This window comes from Streptomyces sp. NPDC041205, from assembly GCF_055591765.1.
Genome location: NZ_JBVIZH010000010.1, coordinates 114,827 through 140,099, shown reverse-complemented (window position 1 = coordinate 140,099; position 25,273 = coordinate 114,827). Strand labels below are relative to the sequence as shown.

The 25,273-nt window shown below is 73.6% G+C and carries 23 protein-coding genes; 6 read left to right on the top strand and 17 right to left on the bottom strand.

Annotated elements, in window-relative coordinates:
- Window positions 1-23: 23 nt before the first annotated feature.
- A complete protein-coding gene (locus ACZ6BG_RS33445; RefSeq protein ID WP_469008444.1) occupies window positions 24-593 on the bottom strand; it encodes a TetR/AcrR family transcriptional regulator in 570 nt (189 codons plus the stop codon).
- A gap of 544 nt (window positions 594-1,137) precedes the next feature.
- Window positions 1,138-3,111 (bottom strand): ABC transporter ATP-binding protein, encoded by a 1,974-nt coding sequence (locus ACZ6BG_RS33440; protein ID WP_469008441.1) that lies wholly within the window; start codon window positions 3,109-3,111, stop codon window positions 1,138-1,140.
- 167 nt (window positions 3,112-3,278) lie between these two features.
- On the opposite strand from ACZ6BG_RS33440, the gene bglX reads away from it, so the two are divergent.
- Window positions 3,279-5,597: a beta-glucosidase BglX gene (bglX, locus tag ACZ6BG_RS33435; RefSeq protein WP_469008437.1), complete on the top strand. Its 2,319-nt coding sequence runs from the start codon at window positions 3,279-3,281 to the stop codon at window positions 5,595-5,597.
- A gap of 48 nt (window positions 5,598-5,645) precedes the next feature.
- Here the strand turns inward: bglX and ACZ6BG_RS33430 are convergent, their stop codons facing one another.
- Together ACZ6BG_RS33430 and ACZ6BG_RS33425 are read right to left on the bottom strand one after the other, a co-directional pair.
- Window positions 5,646-6,503 (bottom strand): GNAT family N-acetyltransferase, encoded by an 858-nt coding sequence (locus ACZ6BG_RS33430; RefSeq protein ID WP_469008434.1) that lies wholly within the window; start codon window positions 6,501-6,503, stop codon window positions 5,646-5,648.
- Window positions 6,504-6,711: 208 nt separating this feature from the next.
- On the bottom strand, window positions 6,712-7,425 hold the full coding sequence (locus tag ACZ6BG_RS33425) for a TetR/AcrR family transcriptional regulator (RefSeq protein ID WP_469008432.1): 714 nt from the start codon (window positions 7,423-7,425) through the stop codon (window positions 6,712-6,714).
- 154 nt (window positions 7,426-7,579) lie between these two features.
- Here ACZ6BG_RS33425 and ACZ6BG_RS33420 point away from each other — a divergent pair, with 154 nt between their 5' ends.
- Window positions 7,580-8,734: a medium chain dehydrogenase/reductase family protein gene (locus ACZ6BG_RS33420; protein ID WP_469008430.1), complete on the top strand. Its 1,155-nt coding sequence runs from the start codon at window positions 7,580-7,582 to the stop codon at window positions 8,732-8,734.
- Here ACZ6BG_RS33420 and ACZ6BG_RS33415 read toward each other — a convergent pair.
- Complete coding sequence (locus ACZ6BG_RS33415) at window positions 8,719-9,384, bottom strand: MFS transporter (protein ID WP_469008503.1); 666 nt, start codon at window positions 9,382-9,384, stop codon at window positions 8,719-8,721. The two genes, ACZ6BG_RS33420 and ACZ6BG_RS33415, sit on opposite strands and share 16 nt — an antisense overlap.
- Entirely contained in the window at window positions 9,354-9,728 is a 375-nt protein-coding gene (locus tag ACZ6BG_RS33410) for a hypothetical protein (RefSeq protein WP_469008514.1), read from the bottom strand. Before ACZ6BG_RS33410 ends, ACZ6BG_RS33415 begins: the two co-directional genes overlap by 31 nt.
- A 35-nt stretch (window positions 9,729-9,763) precedes the next feature.
- On the opposite strand from ACZ6BG_RS33410, the gene ACZ6BG_RS33405 reads away from it, so the two are divergent.
- On the top strand, window positions 9,764-10,168 hold the full coding sequence (locus tag ACZ6BG_RS33405) for a CGNR zinc finger domain-containing protein (RefSeq protein WP_469008428.1): 405 nt from the start codon (window positions 9,764-9,766) through the stop codon (window positions 10,166-10,168).
- 169 nt (window positions 10,169-10,337) lie between these two features.
- A complete protein-coding gene (locus ACZ6BG_RS33400; protein WP_469008425.1) occupies window positions 10,338-12,356 on the top strand; it encodes an ABC transporter ATP-binding protein in 2,019 nt (672 codons plus the stop codon).
- Here the strand turns inward: ACZ6BG_RS33400 and ACZ6BG_RS33395 are convergent.
- From ACZ6BG_RS33395 to ACZ6BG_RS33385, 3 genes are all read right to left on the bottom strand, one after another.
- On the bottom strand, window positions 12,316-14,274 hold the full coding sequence (locus tag ACZ6BG_RS33395; protein ID WP_469008422.1) for a helix-turn-helix domain-containing protein: 1,959 nt from the start codon (window positions 14,272-14,274) through the stop codon (window positions 12,316-12,318). The two genes, ACZ6BG_RS33400 and ACZ6BG_RS33395, sit on opposite strands and share 41 nt — an antisense overlap.
- A 36-nt stretch (window positions 14,275-14,310) precedes the next feature.
- Window positions 14,311-15,741, bottom strand: a complete 1,431-nt coding sequence (locus tag ACZ6BG_RS33390; RefSeq protein WP_469008420.1) for an MFS transporter — start codon at window positions 15,739-15,741, stop codon at window positions 14,311-14,313.
- Between the two features lie 78 nt (window positions 15,742-15,819).
- Window positions 15,820-16,620, bottom strand: a complete 801-nt coding sequence (locus tag ACZ6BG_RS33385; RefSeq protein WP_469008416.1) for a 3-hydroxybutyrate dehydrogenase — start codon at window positions 16,618-16,620, stop codon at window positions 15,820-15,822.
- Between the two features lie 205 nt (window positions 16,621-16,825).
- Between ACZ6BG_RS33385 and ACZ6BG_RS33380 the strand changes: the two genes are divergently transcribed.
- Window positions 16,826-18,385, top strand: a complete 1,560-nt coding sequence (locus ACZ6BG_RS33380) for an amidase (protein ID WP_469008414.1) — start codon at window positions 16,826-16,828, stop codon at window positions 18,383-18,385.
- Window positions 18,382-18,603 carry a hypothetical protein gene (locus ACZ6BG_RS33375; RefSeq protein WP_469008412.1) on the top strand — a complete coding sequence of 74 codons (222 nt, stop codon included), beginning with the start codon at window positions 18,382-18,384 and terminating at the stop codon, window positions 18,601-18,603. Before ACZ6BG_RS33380 ends, ACZ6BG_RS33375 begins: the two co-directional genes overlap by 4 nt.
- Here the strand turns inward: ACZ6BG_RS33375 and ACZ6BG_RS33370 are convergent.
- The 8 genes from ACZ6BG_RS33370 to ACZ6BG_RS33335 all read right to left on the bottom strand — a co-directional run bounded on the left by ACZ6BG_RS33370 (window position 18,600) and on the right by ACZ6BG_RS33335 (window position 25,209).
- Entirely contained in the window at window positions 18,600-19,013 is a 414-nt protein-coding gene (locus tag ACZ6BG_RS33370; protein ID WP_469008409.1) for a MerR family transcriptional regulator, read from the bottom strand. The two genes, ACZ6BG_RS33375 and ACZ6BG_RS33370, sit on opposite strands and share 4 nt — an antisense overlap.
- Before the next feature lie 91 nt (window positions 19,014-19,104).
- Entirely contained in the window at window positions 19,105-19,590 is a 486-nt protein-coding gene (locus ACZ6BG_RS33365) for a phospholipase (protein WP_469008407.1), read from the bottom strand.
- Window positions 19,591-19,810: 220 nt separating this feature from the next.
- Window positions 19,811-20,500: a hypothetical protein gene (locus ACZ6BG_RS33360; protein WP_469008405.1), complete on the bottom strand. Its 690-nt coding sequence runs from the start codon at window positions 20,498-20,500 to the stop codon at window positions 19,811-19,813.
- Window positions 20,501-20,616: 116 nt separating this feature from the next.
- Window positions 20,617-21,615: a trypsin-like serine peptidase gene (locus tag ACZ6BG_RS33355; protein ID WP_469008402.1), complete on the bottom strand. Its 999-nt coding sequence runs from the start codon at window positions 21,613-21,615 to the stop codon at window positions 20,617-20,619.
- Window positions 21,608-22,786, bottom strand: coding sequence for an NAD(P)/FAD-dependent oxidoreductase (locus ACZ6BG_RS33350; protein ID WP_469008400.1), 1,179 nt, complete (start codon window positions 22,784-22,786; stop codon window positions 21,608-21,610). Before ACZ6BG_RS33350 ends, ACZ6BG_RS33355 begins: the two co-directional genes overlap by 8 nt.
- Window positions 22,786-23,535, bottom strand: a complete 750-nt coding sequence (locus ACZ6BG_RS33345) for a thioesterase II family protein (protein ID WP_469008397.1) — start codon at window positions 23,533-23,535, stop codon at window positions 22,786-22,788. The genes ACZ6BG_RS33350 and ACZ6BG_RS33345 overlap by 1 nt, the downstream gene beginning before the upstream one ends.
- Window positions 23,532-24,857: an L-lysine 6-transaminase gene (gene lat, locus ACZ6BG_RS33340; RefSeq protein WP_469008391.1), complete on the bottom strand. Its 1,326-nt coding sequence runs from the start codon at window positions 24,855-24,857 to the stop codon at window positions 23,532-23,534. The genes ACZ6BG_RS33345 and lat overlap by 4 nt, the downstream gene beginning before the upstream one ends.
- Window positions 24,858-25,005: 148 nt before the next feature.
- A complete protein-coding gene (locus tag ACZ6BG_RS33335) occupies window positions 25,006-25,209 on the bottom strand; it encodes an MbtH family protein (protein ID WP_385713736.1) in 204 nt (67 codons plus the stop codon).
- Window positions 25,210-25,273: the final 64 nt, after the last annotated feature.

Sequence of the window (25,273 nt, the reverse complement as noted above, 5' to 3'; positions counted from 1 at the left end):
CCGGGGACGCACCGGCGGACGCCTCAGCGCAGGACCCGCTGCGACAGTTCCTCGATGAGCGTGTCCGTCGAGTACGGCGCGAGCAGGTCGGGCACGGTCAGGTCGTCCACGATCAGGCCCAGCATGCCGAGGTAGAGGAGCACGACGCCGGTGCGGTCGCCGGGCAGGCCCGCGCCCAGGTGGAAGGCGATGTTGGCGTCGAGCTGCTCGGCCATGAACTGGGTGAGCTCGGCGTGCAGTTCGGGGCGACGGGTGGCCTCCAGGCGCAGTTCGAGCAGCGCGAGGTGGCTGGCCCGGTCGGCCCGCGTCCGCTCGAGGAGCTGCTTGAGGAGCGTCACGACGAGGGCCGAGTCCGGCTTCTCGCTCATGGTGTCGGCGAGCGCGGCCTCCTCCGGCGTGAGCCGCTCCAGGATGCGCCGCATGACCTGCGCGAGGAGTTCCGCGCGGTGCGGGAAGTAGTTGCTGGCGGTGCCCTTGGGCACCGCCGCCTCCGCGTCCATGGCTCGCAGCGTCAGCCCCCGGGACCCCTCGCGCGCGAGCACCTCGATCGCTGCGTCCAGCAGCGCGGTGCGCCTGGCCGGGTTCTGTCGCATGACGGTCCTCCCCTGTCCTCTCCTGTACTTCCAGTGCGGCGGCACCCCACCCTAACCACTGCGGGCGGAGTGCCCTGCACGTGGCGGTCCCACGGCCGCGGCGCCGTCGTGGACCTTCAGGCAGGGGGCCGGAGTTCTTGCCCTGCCGCGGTCGCGCAGGTCGTCCACCACCTCGGCGCAGGTGGAGGGGTCGTCGACCTGGGGGCGTGTACGCGCGCAGCGCCTCGGTCAGGCCGTTGCGGGTCAGGCCCTCCTCGGCGACGGCGAGCCGGTTCAGGGCCGTCCAGTGCCGCGGGCTGGTGCCGAGGGCGGACTGTTCGGCGTTCATGAAGGCGATGACCGCGGTGTGCGCGGCGCCGGTCCAGTACGCGGCGGGCTGGTCGGCGAGGTGCTCCGCGTCGTGCTCCCGGGGCGGCTCGGCACCGTGTCGCCGAGGTCGCCGAGGTCGCCGAGGTCGCCGAGCAGCGTCCCCGCGGGCACGCCGAGGACATTGGCGGCCGTGGCCCCGCCGCATCGGACCGGCAGGGCGGAGACCACCGCCGCGTCAGACGACCACGGCCACATCCGCGCCGTCGGCCGGGTCGGCGCAGCCCGCCGGGTCGCCGCAGTCCCCCGCGATCACGCAGCCCACCGCACCCGCACCGCCCTCCGTGTCCGGCTTCCCCGCGAACTGCGTCCGGTACAGCTCCGCGTACCGCCCGTCGACCGTGAGCAGTTCGTCGTGCGTGCCGCGCTCCACGATCCGCCCGGCCTCCACGACGAGGATCTGGTCGGCCGCCCGCACGGTGGAGAGCCGGTGCGCGATGACCACCGCCGTACGGTCCGCGAGGGCCTCCGCGAGGGCCTCCTGCACGGCGGCCTCGGACGTGTTGTCGAGGTGGGCGGTCGCCTCGTCGAGGATGACCACCCGCTGCTGGGCGAGCAGGAGCCGCGCGATGGTCATGCGCTGCCGCTCACCGCCGGAGAGCCGGTAGCCGCGCTCGCCGACCACCGTGTCGAGGCCGTCCGGCAGCGACCGCACCAGGGTGTCGAGGCGGGCCCGGCGCAGCACGTCCCACAGCTCGTCCTCGCTCGCTCCGGGCCTGGCGAGCAGCAGGTTGGCGCGGACCGACTCGTGGAAGAGGTGGCCGTCCTGGGTGACCATGCCGATGGTGTCGCGCAGCGAGTCGGCCGTCAGGTCGCGCACGTCCTCGCCGCCGACGCGTACGGCTCCGGAGTCGGCGTCGTACAGGCGCGGAAGGAGTTGCGCGATGGTGGACTTGCCCGCGCCGGAGGAGCCGACGAGCGCCACGGTCTGGCCGGGTTCGGCGCGGAACGACAGGCCGTGCAGCACCTCGTCGCCGCCCCGGCCGTCGAGGGAGGCGACCTCTTCCAGGGAGGCGAGGGAGACCTTGTCGGCGGAGGGGTAGCCGAAGCGGACATCGTCGAACTCGACGGCGACGGGGCCCTCGGGCACGGTCCGTGCCTGCGGCTTCTCGTCGATGAGGGGCTTCAGGTCGAGGACTTCGAAGACCCGCTCGAAGCTCACCAGGGCGCTCATCACCTCGACGCGCGCCCCCGCGAGGGACGTCAGCGGCGCGTACAGCCGGGTCAGGAGCAGTGCGAGCGAGACGACGGCGCCCGCTTCCAGCGTGCCGTCGAGGGCGAAGTACCCGCCGAGTCCGTAGACCAGGGCGAGCGCGAGCGCCGACACCAGGGTCAGGGCGGTGATGAAGGCCGACTGCGCCATGGCGGTGCGGACCCCGATGTCGCGCACCCGGCGGGCCCTGGCCGCGAACTCGTCGGACTCGTCGGCGGGGCGGCCGAACAGCTTGATGAGGGTGGCGCCGGGCGCCGAGAACCGCTCCGTCATGCGCGTGCCCATGGCCGCGTTGTGGTGCGCAGCCTCCCGCTGGAGGCGGGCCATCCGGGTGCCCATGCGGCGCGCGGGCACCACGAACACCGGCAGCAGCACCAGCGCGAGCAGCGTGATCTGCCAGGACAGGGCGAGCATCACGGCGAGGGTGAGGACGAGGGTGACGAGGTTGGACACCACTCCGGAGAGGGTGTTGCTGAACGCCCGCTGCGCGCCGATCACGTCGTTGTTGAGGCGGCTGACGAGCGCGCCGGTGCGGGTGCGGGTGAAGAAGGCGACCGGCATGCGCTGCACATGGTCGAAGACGGCGGTGCGCAGGTCGAGGATCAGGCCTTCGCCCAGGTTCGCCGACAGCCAGCGGCTGAGCAGTCCGAGGCCGGCCTCGGCGATCGCGATGACGGCGATGAGCACGGCGTAGCGGACGACGGTCGAGGACTCGGCCCCGGACACGATGGCGTCGACGACACGCCCGGCGAGGACGGGAGTCGCCACGGCGAGCAGCGCGGTCACGACACTCAGCAGGACGAACTGGGTGATGCGGCGGCGATGCGGAGCGGCGAAGGCGGTGATGCGGCGCAGCGTGGCGCGTGCGAAGGGTCGGCGTTCCTGCTCGGCGTTCATGACGCTGTGCAGTTGGGTCCAGGCTGTGGTCTCCATGCTCATAGGCAGCACCGTAGAACCTGAAGTTATCTTGAGGTCAAGCGTCGCACCCCGCGCCCCGGGCTCCCCTGTCACATCTATTGACCCTCCTGTAACCGGCACGTACTTTCGCTTCAATTCTTGAGCGCATCACTCCGGTTACTCGTGTCCTGACGTGAGAAGGCGAACGCATGCGAGATGTACGAAGGCGCACTGTGCTGTCCGCGATCGGCGGCACCGCCGTCGCGGGCGGTGCTCTGAACTCCACGGTCGCCGAGGCGGCGCCGACCGCACCCGCCCCGGGCGCCGCCGCCGGGGATCGCGACACCGCCCACGACGGCAAGGTCCGGCGGCTCCTCGACCGTATGACTGTCGAAGAGAAGCTGGGCCAGCTCCAGCAGCTCGCCTGGTCCTGGGACACCGGCCCGGGCGGCGGTGAGACCAAGGACGTGGAGGACGCGGCGCGCGCCGGACGCCTCGGCTCGGTGCTCTCGATCTTCGGCGCCAAGAGCAGCAACGCGCTCCAGCGCATCGCGGTCGAGGAGTCGCGGCTCGGCATCCCGCTGCTGTTCGGCCTGGACGTCATCCACGGTTTCTGGACGACGTTCCCGATCCCGCTCGCGCAGGCGGCGAGCTTCGACCCGGACGTGACGCGGACGGACGCCGAGGTGTCCGCGAAGGAAGCCCGTTCCAACGGCGTGCACTGGACGTTCTCACCGATGATGGACGTCACGCACGAGCCGCGCTGGGGCCGTATCGCCGAGGGGTGCGGCGAGGATCCGTACCTGACGGCCGAGTTCGCCGCCGCCAAGGTCGAGGGCTACCAGGGCCCGGGCAAGGGCGAGTTCGCCGCCAAGGACCGGGTCGCCGCCTGCGCCAAGCACTTCGTGGCGTACGGCGGGGCCGAGGGCGGGCGCGACTACAACACGGTCGACGTGTCGGAGTCCCGGCTGCGCAATCTCTATCTGCCGCCGTTCAAGGCCGCCCTGGACGCGGGCGCCGCCACGGTGATGGCGTCCTTCAACACCGTCGGCGGCGTCCCCGCGCACGGCAACTCCCACACCCTGACCGGCATCCTCAAGAAGGAGTGGGGCTTCGACGGAGTCGTCGTCAGCGACTGGACCGGCGTCCAGGAGCTGATCGCGCACGGCTTCGCCGAGGACGGCGCGGCCGCCGCCCGGCTCTCGCTGAACGCGGGCGTCGACATGGAGATGGTCAGCACCAACCTCCGTGACCACGGCAAGAAGCTGCTGCGCGCCGGGAAGATCAGCGAGCGCCGTCTGAACGACGCGGTCGCCCGTATCCTGCGGCTGAAATTCGCCCTGGGTCTCTTCGACCGTCCTTATGTCGACGAGGACGCGGCGATCGACGGGCCGACCGCCGCCACCCGCAAGGCCGCCCGCGAGAGCGGCGCCCGCTCGATGGTGCTCCTCAAGAACGAGAGCGCCGGGGGCGGCGGCAAGGTGCTGCCGTTGAAGTCCACCGCCAAGTCCATCGCCGTCGTCGGCCCGTTCGGCGACTTTGACGACCTGCTCGGCACCTGGGTGGTCCCGGCCGCCGCGAAGAAGTACCCGTCGGTGAAGGTCCTCGACGCGGTGCGCCGCGCGGCCCCGGACGCGAAGGTCACGTACGCGCGCGGTGTCGACCCCGAGGGCAAGGACACCGGCGGCATCCCGGCCGCGGTCGCCGCCGCGAAGGCCGCCGATGTGACGGTCGTCGTCGTGGGCGAGCCGCCGTCGATGAGCGGCGAGGCGGCGGCGCGCAGCGACATCGGTCTGCCCGGCGCGCAGGAACGTCTCGTCGAGGCGGTCGCGCGGACCGGCAAGCTGTTCGTGGTCGTCCTGGTGGGCGGCCGCCCGCTGACCATGGGCGGCTGGCTGGAGTCGACGCCCGCCGTCCTGGAGGCCTGGCACCCCGGCGTCGAGGCCGGGAACGCCATCGCCGATGTCCTCTTCGGCAAGGTCAACCCGGGCGGCAAGCTGCCCGTGTCCTTCCCGCGCACGGTCGGCCAGATCCCGATCCACTACAACCACGAGTCGACGGGCCGCCCCTACGACGCCGACAACAAGTACACGTCAAAGTACCTGGACCTGCCGCCGGACCCGCAGTTCCCCTTCGGCCACGGCCTCAGCTACACGACGTTCGAGATCGGCGCGCCGAAGCTGAGCCGCGCCGCCGTCCCCGCGGGCGCCCTGCGAGACGGCGACACCCTGGAGGTGTCGGTCACCGTCTCCAACACCGGCCGCCGCAAGGGCGACGAGGTCGTGCAGCTGTACGTCCACGACGTCGCGGCGAGCATCACCCAGCCGGTGCGCAAGCTGCGCGGCTTTCGCCGGGTCACGCTCGGCGCGGGCCGCTCCACCGTCGTCCGCTTCCGGCTCGGCGCGGCGGACCTGGGCTTCTGGACGAACGACACGCACGGCGAGTTCCTCGTCGAGGAGGGCAGGTTCGACCTGTACGTGGGCAACAGCTCCACGGCGAAGAGCAAGGTCACGCTGGCGGTGACGTGAGCGGGACGCGGTAGGCGGGGGTGGGCGACGCCGGGCCGCCCGCCCCTCTCAGCCGAGTTCCAGCGTGGTGATCCCGAAGACCCGCTCGCGCGCGAACTCCCGTACCGGGCCCGTGTACATGCGCGCCGTCTCGAACGACGGCTTCATGCCGCGCCCCTCCGCGAGCGCGACGGCCTGAGTGTTCGTCTCCGGTACGTCCAGGGCGACGGCCGCGCCGCCGGACTCGGCCCCGAGCGCGTCGAGCAGCGCCTCGGCGTCGGCGCGGGTGTCGGCGAACAGCGGGCCGACGCGCGGTGAGTCCCGGCCCGGGCGCAGCACCCCGTACCCGGTGACGCGGCCGTCGACGACGCTCGCCAGCGCGGGGTGGCCGGGCGCGGTCAGCCAGACGTCGAGGAACCGGGGCCGGTCGGCGGGGTAGCAGGCGCTGTCGTACGCGGCGACGGCGCCAAGGCCCACGTCCGCCACGGGTTCGATGTGCGCGGGCGGCGGGCCCGGCGCGCCCAGGGGGCCGACGTAGCGCAGGCTGCCGTGCTCCCGCTGGAAGCCGGAGCGCCGGTAGTTGTCCTGCTGCGCCGGAACGCCGTCGAGGCCGACGACCCGGTCCCCGGCGTGGGCGAGGGCGGTCCGCCAGGTGGTGAGGCCGTGGCCGCGGCCGCGCAGGTCGGGGCGGACCAGGTAGAAGCCGAGGAAGGCGTACGCCGGGCCGTAGGTGACGACGGAGATCGCCGACACCGGCTCGCCGTCGACGCGGCCCACGAAGAACCCGTCGGGATCCTGCGCGAAGAACGCCGCCGCGTCGCCGACACCCGGGTTCCAGCCCTCCCGCGCCGCCCACTCGGTGACCGTGCGCCAGTCGTCGGGCGTCGCCGTCGAGACGACGAGCTGTCCGGGGGCCGCGTTCTCCATCGCCGCACCTTCCTCGAACGGGGGTTCCGCCTGCTTGCACGGGTGGGCCGCCCCCTGGAACGGGGGTTGCGCCCGCTTGACCGCGTGGTCCGCCCGCCTGACCGGGCGGTTGTGCGCAGCGGGCCCATCCTGCCCCGCCGGGCGCGGTCGCATCCGGCCCACCGAGCCGATCAAGCCGTCCGTGTCACCGGGCCGGCCCCCGAGGGAGTCACCGGGCCGGCCCCGGCAGCCCCATCGCGTCGGCCAGCGCCTCCATCTCGGCCTTGAGCAGCGTGCCGGGGCGGTGCCCCATCCCCCCGAACAGGCCCTGCACTTCAAGGCTGACGATCCCGTGCAGCCGGGCCCACGCCGTCACCGTGCCGGCGAGTGCCGTCGCCGGGTCGACGTCCGGGGCCCATGCCTTGACCCACTCCTCGACGGCCGGGGTCTCGTTCAGCCAGAAACGCATCTCCGCGCGCAGTTCGAGGGCGGCGCCCGCGCAGTTCCCCTGCCCGAGCACGCCGAGCAGCGGGCCGAGCACCGCGCGGGCCCGGTCGGTGGTCTCCGGGGGCGCCTGGTAGCCGGGGGACGGCGTACCGGCCAGGAGCTGGTAGACGTGCGGCGCCCCGATCGCCCAGTCGCGCAGCGCCGTGCCGAGGGCGAGGAGCCGGTCCCGGGGCGGGGCGTCCGCCGCGCCGTCGGCGGCCTCGCGCATGGCGACGGCCGCGGCGTCGTAGCCGTCGCAGATCAGCTCGGTGAGGAGGTCGTCGCGGTTGCGGAAGTACTTGTAGAGGGCGGGGCCGGTGAGGCCGAGCCCCTTGGCGACGGCGTTGAGGCTGAGCGCGGGCGCGCCGCCCGCCCGGATCTGTTCCAGGGCGGCGGCCTTGATCTCGCCGCGCACCTGGTCGCGGTAGCGCTGGCGCGGGGTTGAGGGGTCTGCCACGGCGGTGGCTCCCTTCCTTGTCGCTCGACTATCACTGTGGTTAGAGACTCTAACTCAAGGAAGAGGGGCTTGACAGGGCTTCGAGTGCGGGCCATTCTCCAGTTAGAGCTTCTAACCGAAGCGATAAGCACTACCCGCCGAGAGAGGCAAAACCATGCGCGAGACGCACACGATCGAGAACCAGCCGACGACCACGCAGACCACGACCACGCAGACCACGGCGCCCGCCGCCGGGACCGTCGCGACCGAGGTCGTCCTGCCCGGCGTCGTCGAGCCCGACGGGCTCGAGGTCCGGCACGTCGCCGCCCCCACCCCCGGCCAGGGCGAGGTGCTGCTCGCGATGGAGGCCACCGGCGTCTCGTTCGCGGAGCAGCAGATGCGGCGCGGGAAGTACTACGACCAGCCGCCGTTCCCGTTCGTGCCGGGGTACGACCTGGTGGGCCGAGTGGTGGCGACCGGCCAGGGGGTCGAACCCGCGCTGGCCGGGCGGCGGTTCGCGGCGCTCACCAAGACCGGCGGCTGGGCGAGTCACGTCGTGGTGGACGCGGCGGACCTCGTCGAGGTGCCGGACTCCGTGGCGTCGGCGGACGCCGAGACCCTCGTGGTGAACGGCATCACGGCCTGGCAGATGCTGCACCGCACGGCCAGGGTCGAGGCGGGCGACACGATCGTCGTGCTCGGCGCGAACGGCGGCGTCGGCTCCGCCCTCGTGCAGTTGGCGCGGATCGCCGGTGTCCGGGTGATCGGCACGGCCTCGCGGCGCCACCACGACAAGCTCCGCGCGCTCGGCGTCACCCCCGTCGACTACCGGGACCCCGACCTGCACGGGCGGCTGCGCGGCCTCGCGCCGCACGGCGCGCGGGCGGTCTTCGACCACGTCGGCGGCGACGGCATCGTGGACTCGTTCCGGCTGCTCGCACCGGGCGGCACGCTCGTGTCGTACGGCACCGCGTCCACCCGCGACGCCGCCGGGTCCTCCAAGGCCCCCGTCCTGAAGCTCTTCGCACGCCTCGCGCTGTGGAACGCGCTGCCCAACTCGCGCCACGCGCACTTCTTCAACATCTGGGCCGGGCGCCGCCGCGCCGACGCCTTCCGCGCCCGGCTCGGGGCCGACCTCGGGCAGGTCTTCGCGCTGCTGGCGGAGGGAAAGCTCGAGCCGCAGGTCGCCGCGCGGATCCCGCTGTCGCGGGCGGCCGACGCGATGCGGCTCGCGGAGTCCGGCACGGTCACGGGCAAGGTCGTCCTCGTACCGGACGAGGTACGGGAAGAGGCGCGGGAAGAGGTGCGGGACGGTCAGTCCGGGCGATGAGGGGCCACGGACGCAGCCGGCGGCCAAGCCTCGGCAGTGTCCGGCGACTCCAGGGCACCGGGGGGACCTTGCCTCCGGAGGCGGCGGTCGGCGCGGGTGGTGACCACCAGGGCCAGCACGGTCACCGCGGACAGCAGGACCCAGACCACGGTGAAGCCGCCGGTCAGGTCGCGGAGCAGGCCGAGCGCGGGCGGCATCACGACGATGGCGACCTGGTTGCCGGACATGGCGAGGCAGAGGGTGAACCCGGTCCGGCCCGCGGGGGCCGACTCGGTCACGTGGGCGACCCAAGGGCCGTACCAGCCGAAGCCGAAGAAGCCGAGCCAGACGAGCACACCGCAGGCCAGGGCTGGGACGCGGCCCGGCGGAGTCATCAGCACCACCATCCCCGCGACCACGGCGACCACGCACAGGGCCATGGTGCCGTGCCGACCGGAGGGGCCGCGGTCGCTGCGTACCGCGAGGGCGACGCGGCCGACCACGCCCGCGCCCTGGGCTGCCACCAGGACCAGGGCCGCCGTCCCGGCTCCGACCGAGGCCGCCTCGTGCAGGTGCAGGACGGCCAGGACACCCACGGCGTACTGCACCGAGATCAGACTCGTCCCGGACAGCACGATCGTCACCATGGAGGGTGCGCGGAGCAGCCGCAGCCGGGCGGCGAGTCGCGCGGAGAGCGGAGAGCGGAGTGGAGGGTCGCTTGAGCGCGGGTCGAGGTGCGGGCGGCGCGGACCAGGCCGAGGGGGGTGGACAGGGTGGGCGAGACGGATGCCGTGGACGACACGGACGGCGCGGACGACACGGACGGCGTGGACGACACGGACGGCGGCCGCCGGTAGCCGCCCACGAAGACGCCCGCCCCGAGCAGCGCGACGCCGGCGCCGACGACCAGCAGGACGCAGAGCAGCGGGACATAGCCGGGCGCGGCGCTCCCCGCGCCACGGATCCCGGTCGCCCGCGGCCGGACCCTCGCCCCTCGCGGACGGATCCCCGTCACCCGCGGCCGGGCCCTGGCCTCTCGTACGTCGTCCCATGCGGATCAGGCCGCCGCAGGACCTGGACCGCACCCTGGAGGCGCTGACCGCGTGGGAGGAGGTCGTCGACACCGCCGACGAGGAGACCCGCGCCGGGCTGCTCAACCGGATGCTGGCGGCTGCCACCGCCCACCCGCGACTGACCGACCACGCCGGCACGGGCCGGCACCTGCACTACCGGGACGACGAACAGCCGCTCGGCCCGCTGCTGTTCAAACTGATCTCCGTGGGCACGGCGCTGCACCTGACGGGTCGGGGCATGCACCGGCTGCGGCGGTGCACCGCGACGGAGTGCACCACGATCTTCGCCGACACCTCCCGCACCGGGCGGCAGCGCTACCGCTCACAGCGGTGCGCCAACCGGGACGCGGTTCGCCGCCACCGGGCGCGCGCTCTCTCCTGAGCCCCGGCCGCCCCCTCACGCCCCCTCAACTCCCTTCAAAACAGGACGCTTTCAGACATTCGTCCGAAAGTTTCGTCCGGGGTGCCCCGTCGCGGCGATCCGCCGATGAGGATCGACGGAGCCGTCCGGGGCAGGTTCCGGACGGACGACCCCTGATCAGGGAGGAACTTTGGCATCACTTCCCCCGGCTCCCGGGAAGCGCCGCCCCGGCACCCCCACGCCGCCCGAACAACTGCTCTTCGGTGGGCGGTTACGCGGCTCATGGGGCTGGACCACCCATGAACTGGCGCGCCTCAACGCGTCGTTCCTGTCGATCCTGCGGCAGATCCCGCGCCTGTTCCGGCACACCGTGACACTCGCCTGGCGCGCCGACCCACTGGCGCTCGTGGTGGTCGCGGTGGCCCAGCTCGGCCAGGCCGCGGCGACCGCGTTCGGGCTGCTCGCCACCAACCGCGTCCTGGTGTCCCTGTTCGCCGCGGGCCCCACCGCCGACCGGGTGCGCGACGCGCTGCCGTCCCTGGTGTGGGTGGCCGCCGCCAGCGCGTTCGCGGCGACGCTGCGCGCCGTGTCGTTCGCGGCGGCGGGCCGCCTCGGCCCGAAGGTGGAGCGCGTGGCGGGGCTCTCCATGATGAAGGAGGTCATCCGGGTGGAGATGGAGCACATCGAGCGCTCCGACTTCCACGCGGTCCTCGACTCCGGACAGCACGGCCAGACCGCGGCCCGCCGTCTCATCGAGCACACCCTCGGCATCGTCGAGGCCCTGATGGCGCTGCTCGCCGTCAGCGGGGTCCTCGCCGTGCTGCACCCGGTGCTGCTTCCGCTGCTGCTCGCGGTGGTGGTGCCCAAGGCCTGGGGCACGGTGCGGGCCGCTCGGCGCACGTACGAGTCGGTGCAGATCTGGCTCGAACACGTGCGCCAGCAAGGGGCGTTGCGGCGTCTTCTCATCTCGCAGAAGGCGGCGCCGGAACTGCGGGTGCACGGCGCGGGCCCGTTCCTGCTCGACCAGTTCGACCAGATGGCGGCGCAGGCCGCGGACGAGCAGACGCGCCTCGCGCACCTGGAGGCCCGCACCGAGCTGGCCACGTCCGCCCTGTCGGGCCTGACCGCGGGTGGCACCTACGCCCTGCTCGCCTGGCTCCTGACGACCGGTCATCTGCCGCTGGCGTCCGGCGCCACCGCCGCGCTCGCGCTGACCAGCGGCACGGCGGGACTGCGCCGCATGGTGTCGCACATCCACCACCTCTACGAACAGAGCCTGTTCATGAACGACTTGATCCGCGCCCGCGAGGAGGCCAAGAAGCGCGCCATCCCCGCGACCGGCGTCCCGGTGCCGCGGCCGCCCGCCGTGATCGAGTTCGACCGGGTGAGCTTCCGCTACCCCGAACGGGAGACCCCGGCCCTCGACAACGTGTCCCTGACCATCCGCAAGGGCCAGGTGATCGCGCTGGTCGGCGCGAACGGATCGGGCAAGACGACCCTGAGCAAGCTCCTCGCGGGCCTCTATCTGCCGACGTCGGGCGCCATCACCTGGGACGGCACCGACCTGTGCGCGCTGCGCCGCGACGACGTCTTCGACCATGTGGCCCTGGTCCTGCAGGACTTCCAGCGGTGGCCGTTCACCGCCCGCGCCAACGTCGCCATCAGCCGCCCCGGCGACATCCACGACACGGCACGGCTCGACGCGGCGGCCGCGTACGCCGACGCGCACCGCGTCCTCGACGACCTGCCGCACCGCTGGGACACCCTGTGCGAAAAGGGCTACGAGGGCGGCGTCGACCTGTCCGGCGGCCAGTGGCAGCGCATCGCCCTGGCCCGCGCCTACTTCCGCGACGCCGACATCCTCATCTGCGACGAGCCGACCAGCAGCATGGACCCCGCCGCCGAGATCGACGCCTTCCGCAAGATCCGCGCGCTCGCGTCGGCCGACCAGACCATCGTCCTGGTCACGCACCGCCTGCACAGCGTCAAGGAGGCCGACGTGATCTACGTCCTCGACGAGGGCAGACTCGTCGAGCAGGGCGACTTCGCCACGCTGATGTCCGCCGACGGACCGCACCTGTTCCGGCGCCTGTTCGAGCTCCAGTCGCTCCAGTACCGCACCGACACCCTCGACGCCGTGCCCACGCAGCGCCGCCGGACCCGGGACGCTACGCCGGACCAGTCCCCGGCGGGCGGCGCAACCGGCTGAGCCGCAGGGCCAGTTGGAGCTCCAGGGCCCGGTCGGGACTGTTCCAGTCCGGGCCCAGGAGGCGTGCGGCGCGGTCCAGGCGCTGCACGACGGTGTTGACGTGGACGTGCAGCGCGTCCTTCGCGCGGGACAGGCTCGCGCCCGCCTCGAAGTAGGCGTCGAGGGTGCGGACGAGTTCGGTGCCGCGCCGGGTGTCGTAGTCGATGACGGGCCCGAGGACGCGCTGGACGTAGCCGTCGATGCCGTCGACGTCCGTGTGGTCGCCGAGGAGTACGCCGACGAACCCCAGGTCGGACAGGCTCGCGCCCTGGCCGGTGCGGCCGAGGACCGTCAGGGCGCGCAGACACCGCAGCGCCTCGGCATGGACGGCGGGCAGCCGGGCGGGGCCTTCGGCGGGTCCGGCGGCACCGCACGTCACGGGCGCCCCGACGGCCCGGCCGAGGTCGGCGGACAGGCGCTCGGCGAGCGGCCCGGGCGCGGCGGTGGGCGCGAGCAGGACGACATGGCCGCCCTGGGGTCCGGCGAGGCCGCGCAGGGTGCGGGCGTGCCGGGCGGCCTCGGTCAGCAGGCGGGTGCGCAGGTCGGGTTCGCAGGTCAGGACGAGGACGGAGGTCGGTTCCGCGAGGTCGACGCCGAGGCGGCGGGCGCGCAGGCAGAGGCGTCCGGCGCGGCGCGGGTCGGTGGCGTGGGCGGGCTTGAGCAGGTCGTCGAGGAGTTCGCCGCGCACCCGGTCCTCCGCCTCGGCCACGGAGCGGCGCAGGAGCAGCAGCAACGCCGTGTCCAGGCCCGCGCGTTCGAAGAGGCGCCGGTCGCTGTCGGTGAGGTCGGGGCGGCCACTGAGCGCGATGCTGCCGAGTGGTTCGGGTCCGGCGAGCACGGCGGACACCCAGACGCCGTCGACGGCCACGGCGTGCCCGCTGGCGCGGGACGCGGCCACGCCCCGCGCGGGCGCGGTCGCCGAATCGGCGCCGACGCGGGCGAGTTCGGTGCCGTCGGCGTCCTGGACGACGAGGCCGCCGTCGAGGAGCGCGGCTATCTCGGCGGCGAGGTCGGACACGTCGCCGCCGCGGAGGACCAGGTCGGTGAGCCGGTCGTGGGTCTCGGCGGCGCGCCGCATGGCCTCGCTCTGGGCGTGGGCGGTGGCGGTCGCCGCGTTGAGTTCGACCAGGGCGGCACGGGTCTCCTCCAGGAGGCGCGCGCTGTCGATGGCGACGGCCGCGTGGTCGGCGAGCGAGGCGAGCAGCGCGATCTGGTCGGGGGCGAAGTCGCGCGGGGTGCGGTCGGCCGCGTACAGGACGCCGATGACGCGGCTGCCGACGCGCAGCGGTACGCCGAGGATGCCGCGCAGGCCCTCCTCGCCGACGCCCGCGTCGATGACGGCGGTGTGCTTGAAGCGGGTGTCGGCGCGGTAGTCGGCGCTGGCGTAGGGCCGGGCGGTCTGCGCGACAAGCCCTCCGAGCCCCTCCCCCATGCCGAGCCGCAGGAGCTGGAACTTCGCCGACGTGGAGCCGTCGGTGACTCGCATGAAGGTGTCGCCCTCGGTCGGGTCGTTGAGGGTCAGGTACGCCACGTCGGTGCGCAGGAGCAGCCGTGCCCGGCGCACGATGGCGCGCAGGACCGCGTCCAGGTCGCTGAGGGCCGCGAGGTCGCCCGCGGTGTCGAACAGCGCGGACAGTTCGGCCTCGCGGCGCCGGTGCTGGTCGAGGGTGCGGCGGATGCCGAGGGCGGCCTCGGTGGCCGCCTCGACGCGGGCCAGTTCCGCCGGGCCCGCCCCCGCGTCCCGGGCCGCGGCGGAGGCGGCGGCGAAGCTCTCGGCCGGGGCCTGCCGCCCGAGCAGGTCGAGCAGGTGCCACAGAGCGTCGGCCACGGTGTCGCCGGGGGCCGTCGGCGCGGTGGTGCGGGGGCGGGCGGATGCCATGGGTGGCGGCTGCCTTCCGACGTGCGGTGCGGGGCTTCAGGAGGGTTCGCCGGAGCGTACTGCCGTCTCCTCGGTACGCGCAGCGGGTGCGTCTTCGGTACGCGCGGCGGGTGCGGCGGACCGTACCGGCGCCGGGTTCGGGCCCGCCGTCGGCAGGTCGCCCGCCTCGGTGCGCAGGTCGCGGCCCCGGGTCTCGCGGGCGAGGGCCACGGTCACCGTCGTCACCACGGCGGCCAGGGACAGATAGAGGGCGACGGGCACGGAGGAGTCGTACTCCTTCAGGAGTTCCACGGCGATGATCGGGGCGAGGGCGCCCGCGACGATCGAGGCGAGCTGGGAGCCCATGGAGGCGCCGGAGTAGCGGACCTTGGTGTCGAACATCTCGGAGATGAACGCGGCCTGCGGCCCGTACATGGCGCCGTGGAACAGCAGCCCCACCGTCACCGCCGCGGTGATCACGGAGAACGACTCCGAGTCGACGAGCCCGAAGAACGCGAAGGCCCACAGCGCCATGCCCACCGACCCGATGAGCGTCACCGGGCGCCGCCCGATCCGGTCCGAGAGGGCGCCCCAGGCGGGGATGGTGACGAAGTGCACGGCGGAGCCGATCAGGACGGCGTTGAGGGCGGTGCTCTTGGGCAGGTCGAGGTGTTTGGTGACGTACACGAGCACGAAGGAGGTGAGGACGTAGTACGAGATGTTCTCGCCGAAGCGGGTGCCGATCGCGGTCAGGACCTCCCGCCAGTTCCTGCGGAACACCTCCACGACGGGCGGCTCGTCCTTGGCCCCGTGCGCGGCGGCCGCCTCGGCCCTGGCCTGCGCTTCGAGGAAGACCGGCGACTCGGAGACGGACAGGCGGATCCACAGGCCGACCATCACCAGGACGCCGGAGAGGAGGAACGGCACCCGCCAGCCCCACGCCTGGAACGTGGACTCGGACTGCACGGCGGCGAGCAGCGCGAGGACACCGGTGGCCAGGAGGTTGCCGCCGGGGGCGCCCGACTGCGGCCAGGAGGCCCAGAAGCCGCGGTGCTTGTCGCCGCCGTGCTCGGAGACGATCAGCACGGCGCCGCCCCACTCTCCGCCGAGCGCGAAGCCCTGCACGAGGCGAAGGACGGTCAGGAGGATGGGAGCGCCGACGCCGATCGCGTCGTACGTGGGCAGCAGGCCCATCGCGAACGTCGCGCCGCCCATCAGGAGCAGGCTGAGCACGAGCAGCTTCTTGCGGCCGACCTTGTCGCCGAAGTGCCCGAAGACGACGCCGCCGAGCGGCCGGGCGAGGAAACCGATGGCGTAGGTGATGAAGGCGATGAGGGTGCCGGTGAGCGGGTCGGCCGTGGGGAAGAAGATCTCGTTGAAGACGAGTGCGGCGGCGGAGCCGTAGAGGAAGAAGTCGTACCACTCGATGGTGGTGCCGACGAGGCTGGCACCGACGATCTTGCCGATGCTGCTGCGGGGACGGGCCATGGGGATCACCGGGTTTCACTCGCGGGTGGCACAGGCATGAGCGGGGGTGTGCGGGGAGGTCGTGGGCGGGCGGGCCGGTCAGGTGGCCGCCCAGCCGCCGTCCATCGAAAGGGACGTGCCGGTGACGAAGCCGCTGTGGGGGCCGCACAGCCACAGGACGGCCGCGGCGACCTCCTCGGGTTCGATGAGGCGCTTCAGCGGTGAGCGGGCGAGCAGCACCTCGGCGACGACGGCTTCGTCGCTGATGCGGTGGGCGGCGGCCTGGTCGTGGATCTGCCCCTGCACGAGCGGGGTGCGTACGTAGCCGGGGCTGACGCAGTTGCTGGTCACGCCGTGCGGGGCGCCCTCGACGGCGGCGACCTTGCTCAGGCCCTCAAGGGCGTGCTTGGCGGCGACGTAGGCGCTCTTGTAGGCGCTGGCGCGGTGGCCGTGGACGCTGGAGATGTTGACGACGCGACCCCAGCCGTGCGCGTACATGTGCGGCAGGCTCTGCCGCAGGAGCAGGAACGGGGCGGTGACCATCACCTGCTGGATCAGCGCGAAGCGCCCGGGCGGGAACTCGGCGATCGGCGCGATGTGCTGGAGCCCGGCGCTGTTGACGAGGATGTCGACGTCGGTCGGCAGCGCGGCGACGGCGTCGGCGTCGGCGAGGTCGGTGGTGTGCGCGTGGCCGCCGACGGTGTCCGCGACGGCCTTGGCGGCGGCCGCGTCGACGTCGACGACGTGGAGTTCCGCGCCCGCCGCCGCGAGGGCCACGGCGCAGGCGCGGCCGATGCCGCTGCCCGCGCCGGTGACGAGGGCGACGCGGCCGCTGAGGCCGACGGCGCCCGGGGCGGCCGGAGCCGGGGTGTCCCGCATGGGGTGAGGTCCGCTGGTCATGGCCGGAAACATAGGCACGGCGCGGGGTGGCGCCCATGTGGCCCGGCACCACACTCTGGCCCGGACCCATGGCGTCGACCGCCAGGGGCGGGGTGTGCCTCCCGGTGGGGTCGCCGCCTCGGCCGCTTGCGTTCAACTCGGGTTGAGGGGCAAGGGTGGCGTGCCACCGGCCGCCGGTCCTCGGCGGCGTACGCGGAGGTGGAACATGAGCGAACCCTTGACCCGGCCCCTGGCCCCGACCCTGTCCGGGACCGCACTCGCGCTGCGGGACGGCACCGTGACCAGCGTCGGCCTCACCGAGGCGGCCATCGCGGCGGCCGAGCGGCACGACGGGGCGCTCGGGGTGTATCTGGCGCGGTTCGACGAGCGGGCGCGCGCGGCCGCCCGGCGCGCGGACGAGGAGCTGGCGCGCGGGATCGACCGCGGGCCGCTGCACGGGATCCCGTTCGGCGTGAAGGACACGATCGCGGTCGCCGACGGGCCGACCACCGCGCAGAGCCTCGTCCACGACCGGGCCTGGTGGGCCGGGCGGGACGCCCCGGTGGTGGCACGGCTGCGCGCGGCGGGCGCGGTCATCACGGGGAAGACGACCGCGATGGAGTTCGGCTGCGGACTCCCCGAGGAGGACAAGCCGTTCCCGGTCCCGCGCAACCCGTGGCGGCCCGACCTGTGGGCCGGGGGGTCGAGTTCGGGCTCCGCGAGCGGGGTCGCGGCGGGTCTCTTCGCGGCCGCGCTCGGCAGCGACACGGGCGGGAGCATCCGGATGCCCGCGGCGTTCTGCGGGGTCAGCGGGTTGCTGCCGACGTTCGGGCGGGTGCCGGCGGCCGGGTGTGTGCCGCTCGCGTACAGCCTCGACCGGGTGGGGCCGCTGGCACGGGGCGCGCGGGACTGCTCGGCGGTGCTGAGCGTGCTCGCCGGGGGGCGGGACGGCGGCGGGGCGGCGTCCGGCGGCGGGGCGGCGGGCAGTGGCCGTGGGACGGCGGGCAACGGCGGCGGGAAGGCGGGCCGCGGGAGCCGGATGACTGCGGGCGGCCTCGAAGTGCCGTTCACCGAGCCCCGGTTCGGCGGTGGTCTGGACGGGCTGCGCGTCGGCGTCGCGCGCGAGCACCACTTCCCCGCCGACGGCGACCCCGCGCTGCCCGGGGTGTTCGACGCGGCCGTGTCGGTGCTCACCGGTCTGGGCGCGGACGCGGTGGAGGTGCGGCTGCCGTACTGGCGGGAGCTGATCACCACGGTGTTCGTGACGGCGGCCGCCGAGGGGCTTGCCCACCACCGCGCCGGTCTGTCGCGCCGCTGGGACGACTACTGCGTGGCCGCGCGCGGGCTCCTCGCGACGGGCGCGCTCGTGTCCGGCGCGGACTACGTCCAGGCGCAGCGCGTGCGGACGGTGGCGCAGCGGGCCGTGGACGCCCTGTTCGCGGACGTGGACGTGCTCGTGTGCCCGACCGCGTCGATCGGGGCACCGCCGTTCGACGCCCTGGCGGACGCGGCGGGCCACCAGGACCACGCGGGCGTGTTCGGCAAGGTCCACACGCCGTACTGGAACGCGCTGGCCAACCCCGTCCTCGCGGTGCCGATGGGCGTCACAGGGGCCGGGCTCCCGCTGTCCCTGCAGATCGCGGGGCCGGTGGCGGACGAGGCGACGGTCCTGCGCGTCGGGGACGCGTTCCAGGAGCGCACCGACTGGCACCGGCGCGCCCCCGGTCCTGCGGCGTACGCGGCGCGGGCGTCGGGCGGCCCCACCGCCGCGGAGGGGCGCGCATGACCACCGACCACGGCGGGAGCGCCGACCGGCAGGACATCGGCGTCCGGGTGCGGAGCCTGCTGGCCGCCGCCGGACTGCCCGCGGGCGAACGGGAGATCGCCGGGCTCGTGGCGGCGTACGCCGTGCAGCGCCCGGCCGTGGACGCGCTCTTCGCCGTACCGGACGCGTCCGACGCTCGGCCCGTGCTGCGCCGGGAGGTCGTCGTGCCGCGCGACTAGGGCCTGTCCGACGGGTCGGCGCGGCCCAGGGGGACGGTCGCGCGGAAGTCGGGGCAGCGTTCCAGGTCGTCGCCGTGGGTGCAGGAGAGCAGATGGCCGAGGTAGGTGCGGGCGGCTTCGAGGCGGGCGATGTGGGCCTGGAGCGCGGCGGCGCGGGCGTGCACGGTCCGCTGCCAGTCGGCGGCGGGGTCGTCGCGGCGCAGCAGGGTGTCGATCTCGTCGATGGACATGTGGCCGGTCTCCCGCCACAGCTTGACGAGTGCCACGCGGTAGACCTGCTCGGTGTCGAAGTACCGCCGTCCGGAGCGCCGGTGCGGCGCCACCAGACCGCGCCGCTCCCAGTAGTGCAGCGTGGACAGCGGCAGTCCGAAGCGGTCCGCCACGTCCCGTATCGGGGTGAGGTCGTCCATGACCCCATGGTCCATGGGTCACCGGGCCCGCGCGTGCGCGCGGGCCCGGTGGTGCCGGTGAGGGGCGGTCGCCCGCCCCTCACCGGCGGGGTCAGGCGGCGTTCACGGTGTTCTGCGGGGCGACCTTGCCGAGCTTGTCGACGGCCTGGTAGTAGGTCCAGGCCAGCGCGTCGCAGGAGACCTTCTTGGCGCCGCTGTAGGTGGCACAGACCCGCTTCAGGTCCGCGTAGAAGGCGCTGTCGACGCGGGCCTTGTTGGCGTCGAAGGTGCCCATCTCCTTGTAGTTGCGGTAGCCGAAGTCGTGCCGGGCACAGGCCGTCTGGAACGGGAAGCCGAACGGGTTGTCCGGGGAGGAGGAGCAGTAGTCCGTGGACCAGTTGAACTTGTACGCGCTCCACGCACCCTGGTTGTTGCGGGCCGAGACCCACGTGTTGTAGCTGCCCGCGTCGGTCTGCGTCCAGCGGCTGAGCACCTGCGCCTTGTCCGCCGGGACGGCGGACGCCGGGGCGGCCGCGAGGCCCGTTCCGAGGGTGAGGGCAGCGGCGCTCACGGCCACAGCGGCGAGTCGACGACGCATAGGGATCCTCCTTGTGGGGGTCATGACACGACTCCGGGCCCGAGTGCGCGGAGCCATGGCTTTCATTGATCACCGCCGGCCTGTCGGCCGGCGGTCGTGCGCGCCGCGTGGGGGTGGCGCCCCGATGACGGGTTCTTGACGGCATCTGAGCCATACGCCAGGGGACTTGGCCCCAAACCACCACGCTGACGCTGTCGGGGCACACGCTCACGCGCGTGCCTCAGAGCGGGGAGTGCTCCTGCCATACGACGGACACGACGCACTCCCCCTCCGGCGGGACGCCCACGTACTCGACGTGCCGCGCCACACCGGACGTTCTTGGTTCCCGGCACCGGCCCCGGGCGAGGGCGCCCGAACCCGCCGCGAGCCGGGCCGGTTTGCGGGCCCGCAGCAGCGCCTCGCGGTCCTGCCCGCCGGGCACCGCGAGGCCGAGGCCCACCGGCGCCGCCGCGAGCGCCAGCACGACGAGGTCGCCGTGCGCCGCGGTGGCGACGTACAGGGGCGGCCTGCCCCGCGCGCTCGCCGTGCGCCCGTGATCGGCGCCGCAGTGCGGACAGGGACCCGCGTCGACGGCGATGCCCTGCGGCGCCGCGCCCAGACACGAGGCCAGGAGCAGCCGCAGTCCGGCGCGCTCGGCCACGTACCGCCGCCGCTCCGCCGCGTCCCCGGGCAGCCGGGCGCGTTCGCCGGCGCTCAGGGTGTCCTCGCGGGCGGGCACGACCGCCGGGTCCTGCGCGGACACCAGCAGCGTGCGCAGGACGACCGTGCCGACGGGCCGGGCGACCTGGGGCAGCGGCACGCCGAGGTCGAGTGCGGGCGCGGGCAGCGGGACCTTCGCCCGGCCCCAGCCCCCGTCGGGGTTGGCCGACGGCACCGAAGGCACCACGGCACCGTCCTCGGCCTCACTCATCGCGTCCCCTCTCGCCGGAAGCCCGCCGGAAGCCCGCCGGAAGCCCGCCGGAAGCCCGCTGCTGCCCGCCGGACCCCGCCCGTTCCCGCCCCGTTCGCACCCGTTCCCGCTCATGCTTAAGGCCGTGCCGCCGCGATCCGCTCCACCATCGACACGAATTCACCCGTCTTGGCGTCGAACCGGGGTGACGCCATGTAGCCCCGGGTGTCGGAGATGCTGTTGAGGCCGCCGATGTAGCCCGAGCCGGTGTCGTAGTCGTAGTCGAGCAGCCAGGGTGAGCCGCTGGAGCCCGGCGTCATGTTCGGGCACTCGACCTGCCACATGTTCATCGGCGGGACCGTCGGCTCGATCAAGTCCTGGCAGAACTCCTGGTGTTCGCCGTCGTAGGGCGGCCCCGAGTAGCCCATGACCGACACCTCCTCGCCGGTGCGCGCGTCGGGCACGATCTGGTAGCCGCCCGCCGCGTCGAAGACGGTCTCGCCCTTGGCGTTGTCATTGGTGATGACCAGGCCGTAGTCGTGCTCCCAGTCCGGCTTGGCGCCGCTGCTCCACAGCGCGGAGGTGGCGACGTTCCAGGCCGTGAACCGGCCGAAGGGCTCGCTGCCGCCCTCGCGCGCCGGGATGAACACGACGTTCTTCGTCCAGTTGCCGCCCGGCCCCTCGTGGAGGCAGTGCGCGGCGGTCAGGACGAGGATCTCCGAGTCGCTGTCGACCGCGGTCGCGGTGCAGTGGTCGGGCTTGCCGTTGGCGTGCTCGAACACGAGCTTGCCGACGGCGGTGGAGTGCGGTCCGGCCGCCGCGAGGCGCGGGTCGGCCCGGTCCACGGCCGGCGCCGGGGCCTTCTTCTCGCCGGTGGCGCGGCGGACCCGCTCCGGCGTCCAGTAGTCGAGCAGCGCCTGCTCGCGCTGCGCGGCCGTGCCGCCCTCGGCGCCGGGCACGTCGACGACGGCCGCCCTGCTGACCACGCCGGGGGTGTCGTCCGCCGCCCGCGCGGGCGTGGCCGCGGCGAGTCCGGCGGCGGAGACGGTCAGGGCGACGAGCAGGGTCCGTACGCGGCCGAACCGGGAGCTCCCGGCTCTGTCCCGTCCGCCGGACACGCTTGAGTCCTCAGACACAGTTGAGTTCCTTTCGTGGCGCGCCCTGGGTGAAGCGCTCCGCGGAGAGGGCCGAGACGTCGACGAAGGGCCGTCGTCCCAGGTAGAGATCGCGGACGACCTCGCCGACCGCGGGCCCCTGGAGGAAGCCGTGGCCGGAGAAGCCGGTCGCGTACAGAAAGCGGCCGGGGCCGGGGGCCTCGCCGATCAGCGCGTTATGGTCGGGCGTGACCTCGTAGAGTCCGGCCCAGCCCGTGACGACCTCCGCCTCGGCGAGCCGGGGCGCGCGCAGGGCCATCGCCTCGGACAGGCGGGGCAGCCAGGCGTCCGAGCGGGACAGGTCGAACCCGGAGGGCTCGTCGGGGTCGGACATGCCGAGCAGCACGCCCCGGCCCTCGCCGTGGAAGTAGAAGCTGGTGGTGAAGTCGATGGTCATGGGCACGCGTTCGGGCCGGTCCGCCAGCGGTCCCGTCACCAGGACCTGCCGCCGGTAGGGCCGTACGGGCAGGTCGACCCCGGCCATCGCGCCGAGCGCCGCCGACCAAGCACCGGCCGCGCAGATCACCGTGCCGGCCGTGACCGTGCCGCGTTCGGTGACCACGGTGGTGGCCCCCGAGAGGCCCACCGCCCGCTCCATACCGCTGACCTGACAGTTCGTCAGAAGCCGGGCGCCGTACCGCCGGGCGCCGACCGCGTAGCCGAGAACCACCGACTCCGGCGCGCAGTAGCCGTCGTCGGGCGAGTACGCCGCGGCCAGCACGCCGTCCGTGGAGATCAGCGGGGACAGCGCGCGGGCCTCGGCCGGGTCCAGCATCCGGCTGGGCACCCCGAACTCGTTCTGGACCGCCACGTTCCGCTCGAAGGCCGTCACGTCCTCGGGCCGGGAGAGCAGGAAGAGATAGCCCTCCCGGTGCAGATCGATCTCCTGACCGGGACGGTTGCCGAAGTCCTGGAACAGCTCCAGGCTGCGGGCGCCCAGCTGGATGTTGACCGCGTCCGAGAACTGCCCCCGGATGCCGCCCGCCGCCTTGCTCGTGGACCCCGAGCCCAGTGCGTCCCGCTCCAGGAGCAGCACGTCACGGACCCCGGCCTCGGCCAGGTGGAAGGCGATGCTGGTGCCCATCACCCCGCCGCCGACGATCACCACGTCGGCGGCGGGCGGCAGCTCGGCCGCGGGTACGCGCGCCCCCATCAGCCCGCCAGCTCGGCGGCGCCGTCGGGCAGGAACGCGGGCATGTGGCGCGGGAGTTGGCCCCACACGCGTGGAGTGAAGAAGTGCCCGCCCGGCAGGACCGCCCGTGTGAAGGGCCCCTCCGTCAGCTCCTCCCAGCCGTCGTGGGCGGGCGTCAGCTCGTCCTCGCCGACCATGAGGTGCAGGGGCGCGCGCAGCCGGGGCGCGCGCCGGAACTCATAGGCGGCGTACGCCTCCAGATCCATGCGGAGCAGGTCCACGGCCATGGCGAGCAGGTCGGGGTCGCTGACGACCGACTGCGGCAGGCCGCCGCCCGCCTCCAGGGACGCGGCCAGCTCCTCGTCGGAGGCCGTCGCGAGCTTGGCCGAGCGGACCCCCGTCCAGTGCTGCGGCGCGATGTGCCCGGAGAGGATCACGCTCTCGGGGCCCTGGGCGCCCCGCTCCTGGAGCAGGCGCGCGGTCTCGAACGCGAGCAGGGCGCCCATGCTGTGGCCGTACAGCACGTACGGGGAGCGCACCTCGGTGGCGACGGCGTCCGCGCAGTCCTCGACGAAGCCGTCCCAGCCGCCGGTGATCTCGTCCGCGTACCGGTACTCGCGGCCCGGGTAGCACAGGGTGCGCAGCTCCACCTCGAGCGGCAGCAGCCGGGCCCAGGGCCGGAAGGCGACGGTGCCGCCACCGGCGAAGCCCATGCAGACGAGCCTGCGCGCCGCCCAGGGGCGTGGCTGCGGTCGGGCGATGCGGTTCATGCCTGGTCCTCCGCGGCGATCTCCTTCAGGACGGCGCGCAGCGCGCTGACGCCGAGGTCGAGCTCGGTCTCGGTCACCGACAGCGGCGGCCGCCAGCGCAGCTCGCGCACGCCCGAGCCGAGGAAGATCACTCCGTGGCCGCTGTACGCGCGCTGCAGGACCCGGTCGCGCAGCGCGCCGTCGGTGAGCGTGATCGCGCACATCAGGCCGCGGCCGCGCGGGGCGGACACCAGGTCGGGGAACTCGGCGGCGATCTCGCGGAGCTGGCCGACCAGATGGGCGCCGGTGCGGGCCGCGTTCTCGAACAGGCCCTCCTCGCGGACGACCTTCATGATCCGGGTGGCCCGGATCATGTCGACCAGGTTGCCGCCCCAGGTGGAGCTGAGCCTGCTCGACGTACGGAAGGCGTTGCCCTCCACCTCGAGCACCCGGCGCCCGCCGATGACGCCGCACACCTGGGTCTTCTTGCCGAAGGCGATCACGTCGGGGCGCAGCCCGAGCGCTTCGCTCGCCCAGCGCTCACCGGTGATCCCGAAGCCGCTCTGCACCTCGTCGGCGACGAACAGGGCGTCGTTCTTCCGGCACAGCTCCGCCATCGCCTTCAGGAACTGCGGCCGCAAGTGGCGGTCGCCGCCCTCGCCCTGGATGGGCTCGAAGACGAAGCACGCGATCTCGTCGGCGAACCGGTAGAAGGCCGCCGCGGCGGCGTCCAGGGCGGCCTGCTCCTCGGGGAACAGCTCCGGCTCGTCCCAGCGGCTCATGTCGTTGACGGCCGGGCTCGGGATGCGCGGCCAGTCGAAGACGGGGAAGTCGCGGATCTTGGACGGGTCGGTGTTCGTCAGCGACATCGTGTAGCCGCTGCGGCCGTGGAAGGCGCGCTCCAGGTGCATGGCGCGCGAGCCGCGCACGGCGATCCCGCGGGCGGCGTTGTGCTGCGTCTTCCAGTCGAAGGCGACCTTCAGGGCGTTCTCGACGGCGAGCGCGCCGCCGTCGATGAAGAAGAGGTACGGCATGTCGTCGGAGCCGAGCAAGCCGATGAACTCCTCGACGAAACTGGCCTGTTCGCGGGTGCCGTAGTCGGGGTTGGCGGGCTTCATCCGGGCCGCGGCGAGGAACGCGTCGTCGAGTTCCGCGTCGCCGTGCAGGGCCGGATGGTTGTGTCCGAGCGGCGCCGATGCGTAGAACATCGACATGTCCAGGTAGCGGGAGCCGTCCCGCTCGTCCACCAGCCAGCAGCCCTGGCTGTTGCGGACGTCCAGAATGATGTCACCGAAGTCCCCGCTGACGTGGTCGCGCAGCAGGTCGATCCCGGCCTGGCTCATGGCTGTCCCCTTGTCCTGTGACGTGGCGTGTGACTGGTGCTGTGGCGTGGTGTGCGACGGGTGTGGCGCTGTCGCGTGCGGTGCTGTGTGGTGCGGTGTCGGCGCGTGCGGTGCGTGGTCGTTCACGGGTCGCGGGCGGCGCGCGCCGTCAGGCCCGGGCCGTCTGCTGGCGCGTGCGCACGCTGCGCGGCCGGATGTCCGTCCAGACGCGGTCGATGTGCGCGACGCACTCCTCGCGGGTGCCGCTGGTGCCCTCGCGGTGCCAGCCGAGGGGCAGTTCGCGGTCGGCCTCCCAGAGGGAGTACTGCTCCTCGTCGTTGCGGACGACGTCGTAGCGGGGCGCTTCGGACATGGCTGTCTCCTTGAAACGTGGTGAGGCGTGGTGAGCGGGAACGGGTGCGCTGGGCGTGCGTGAC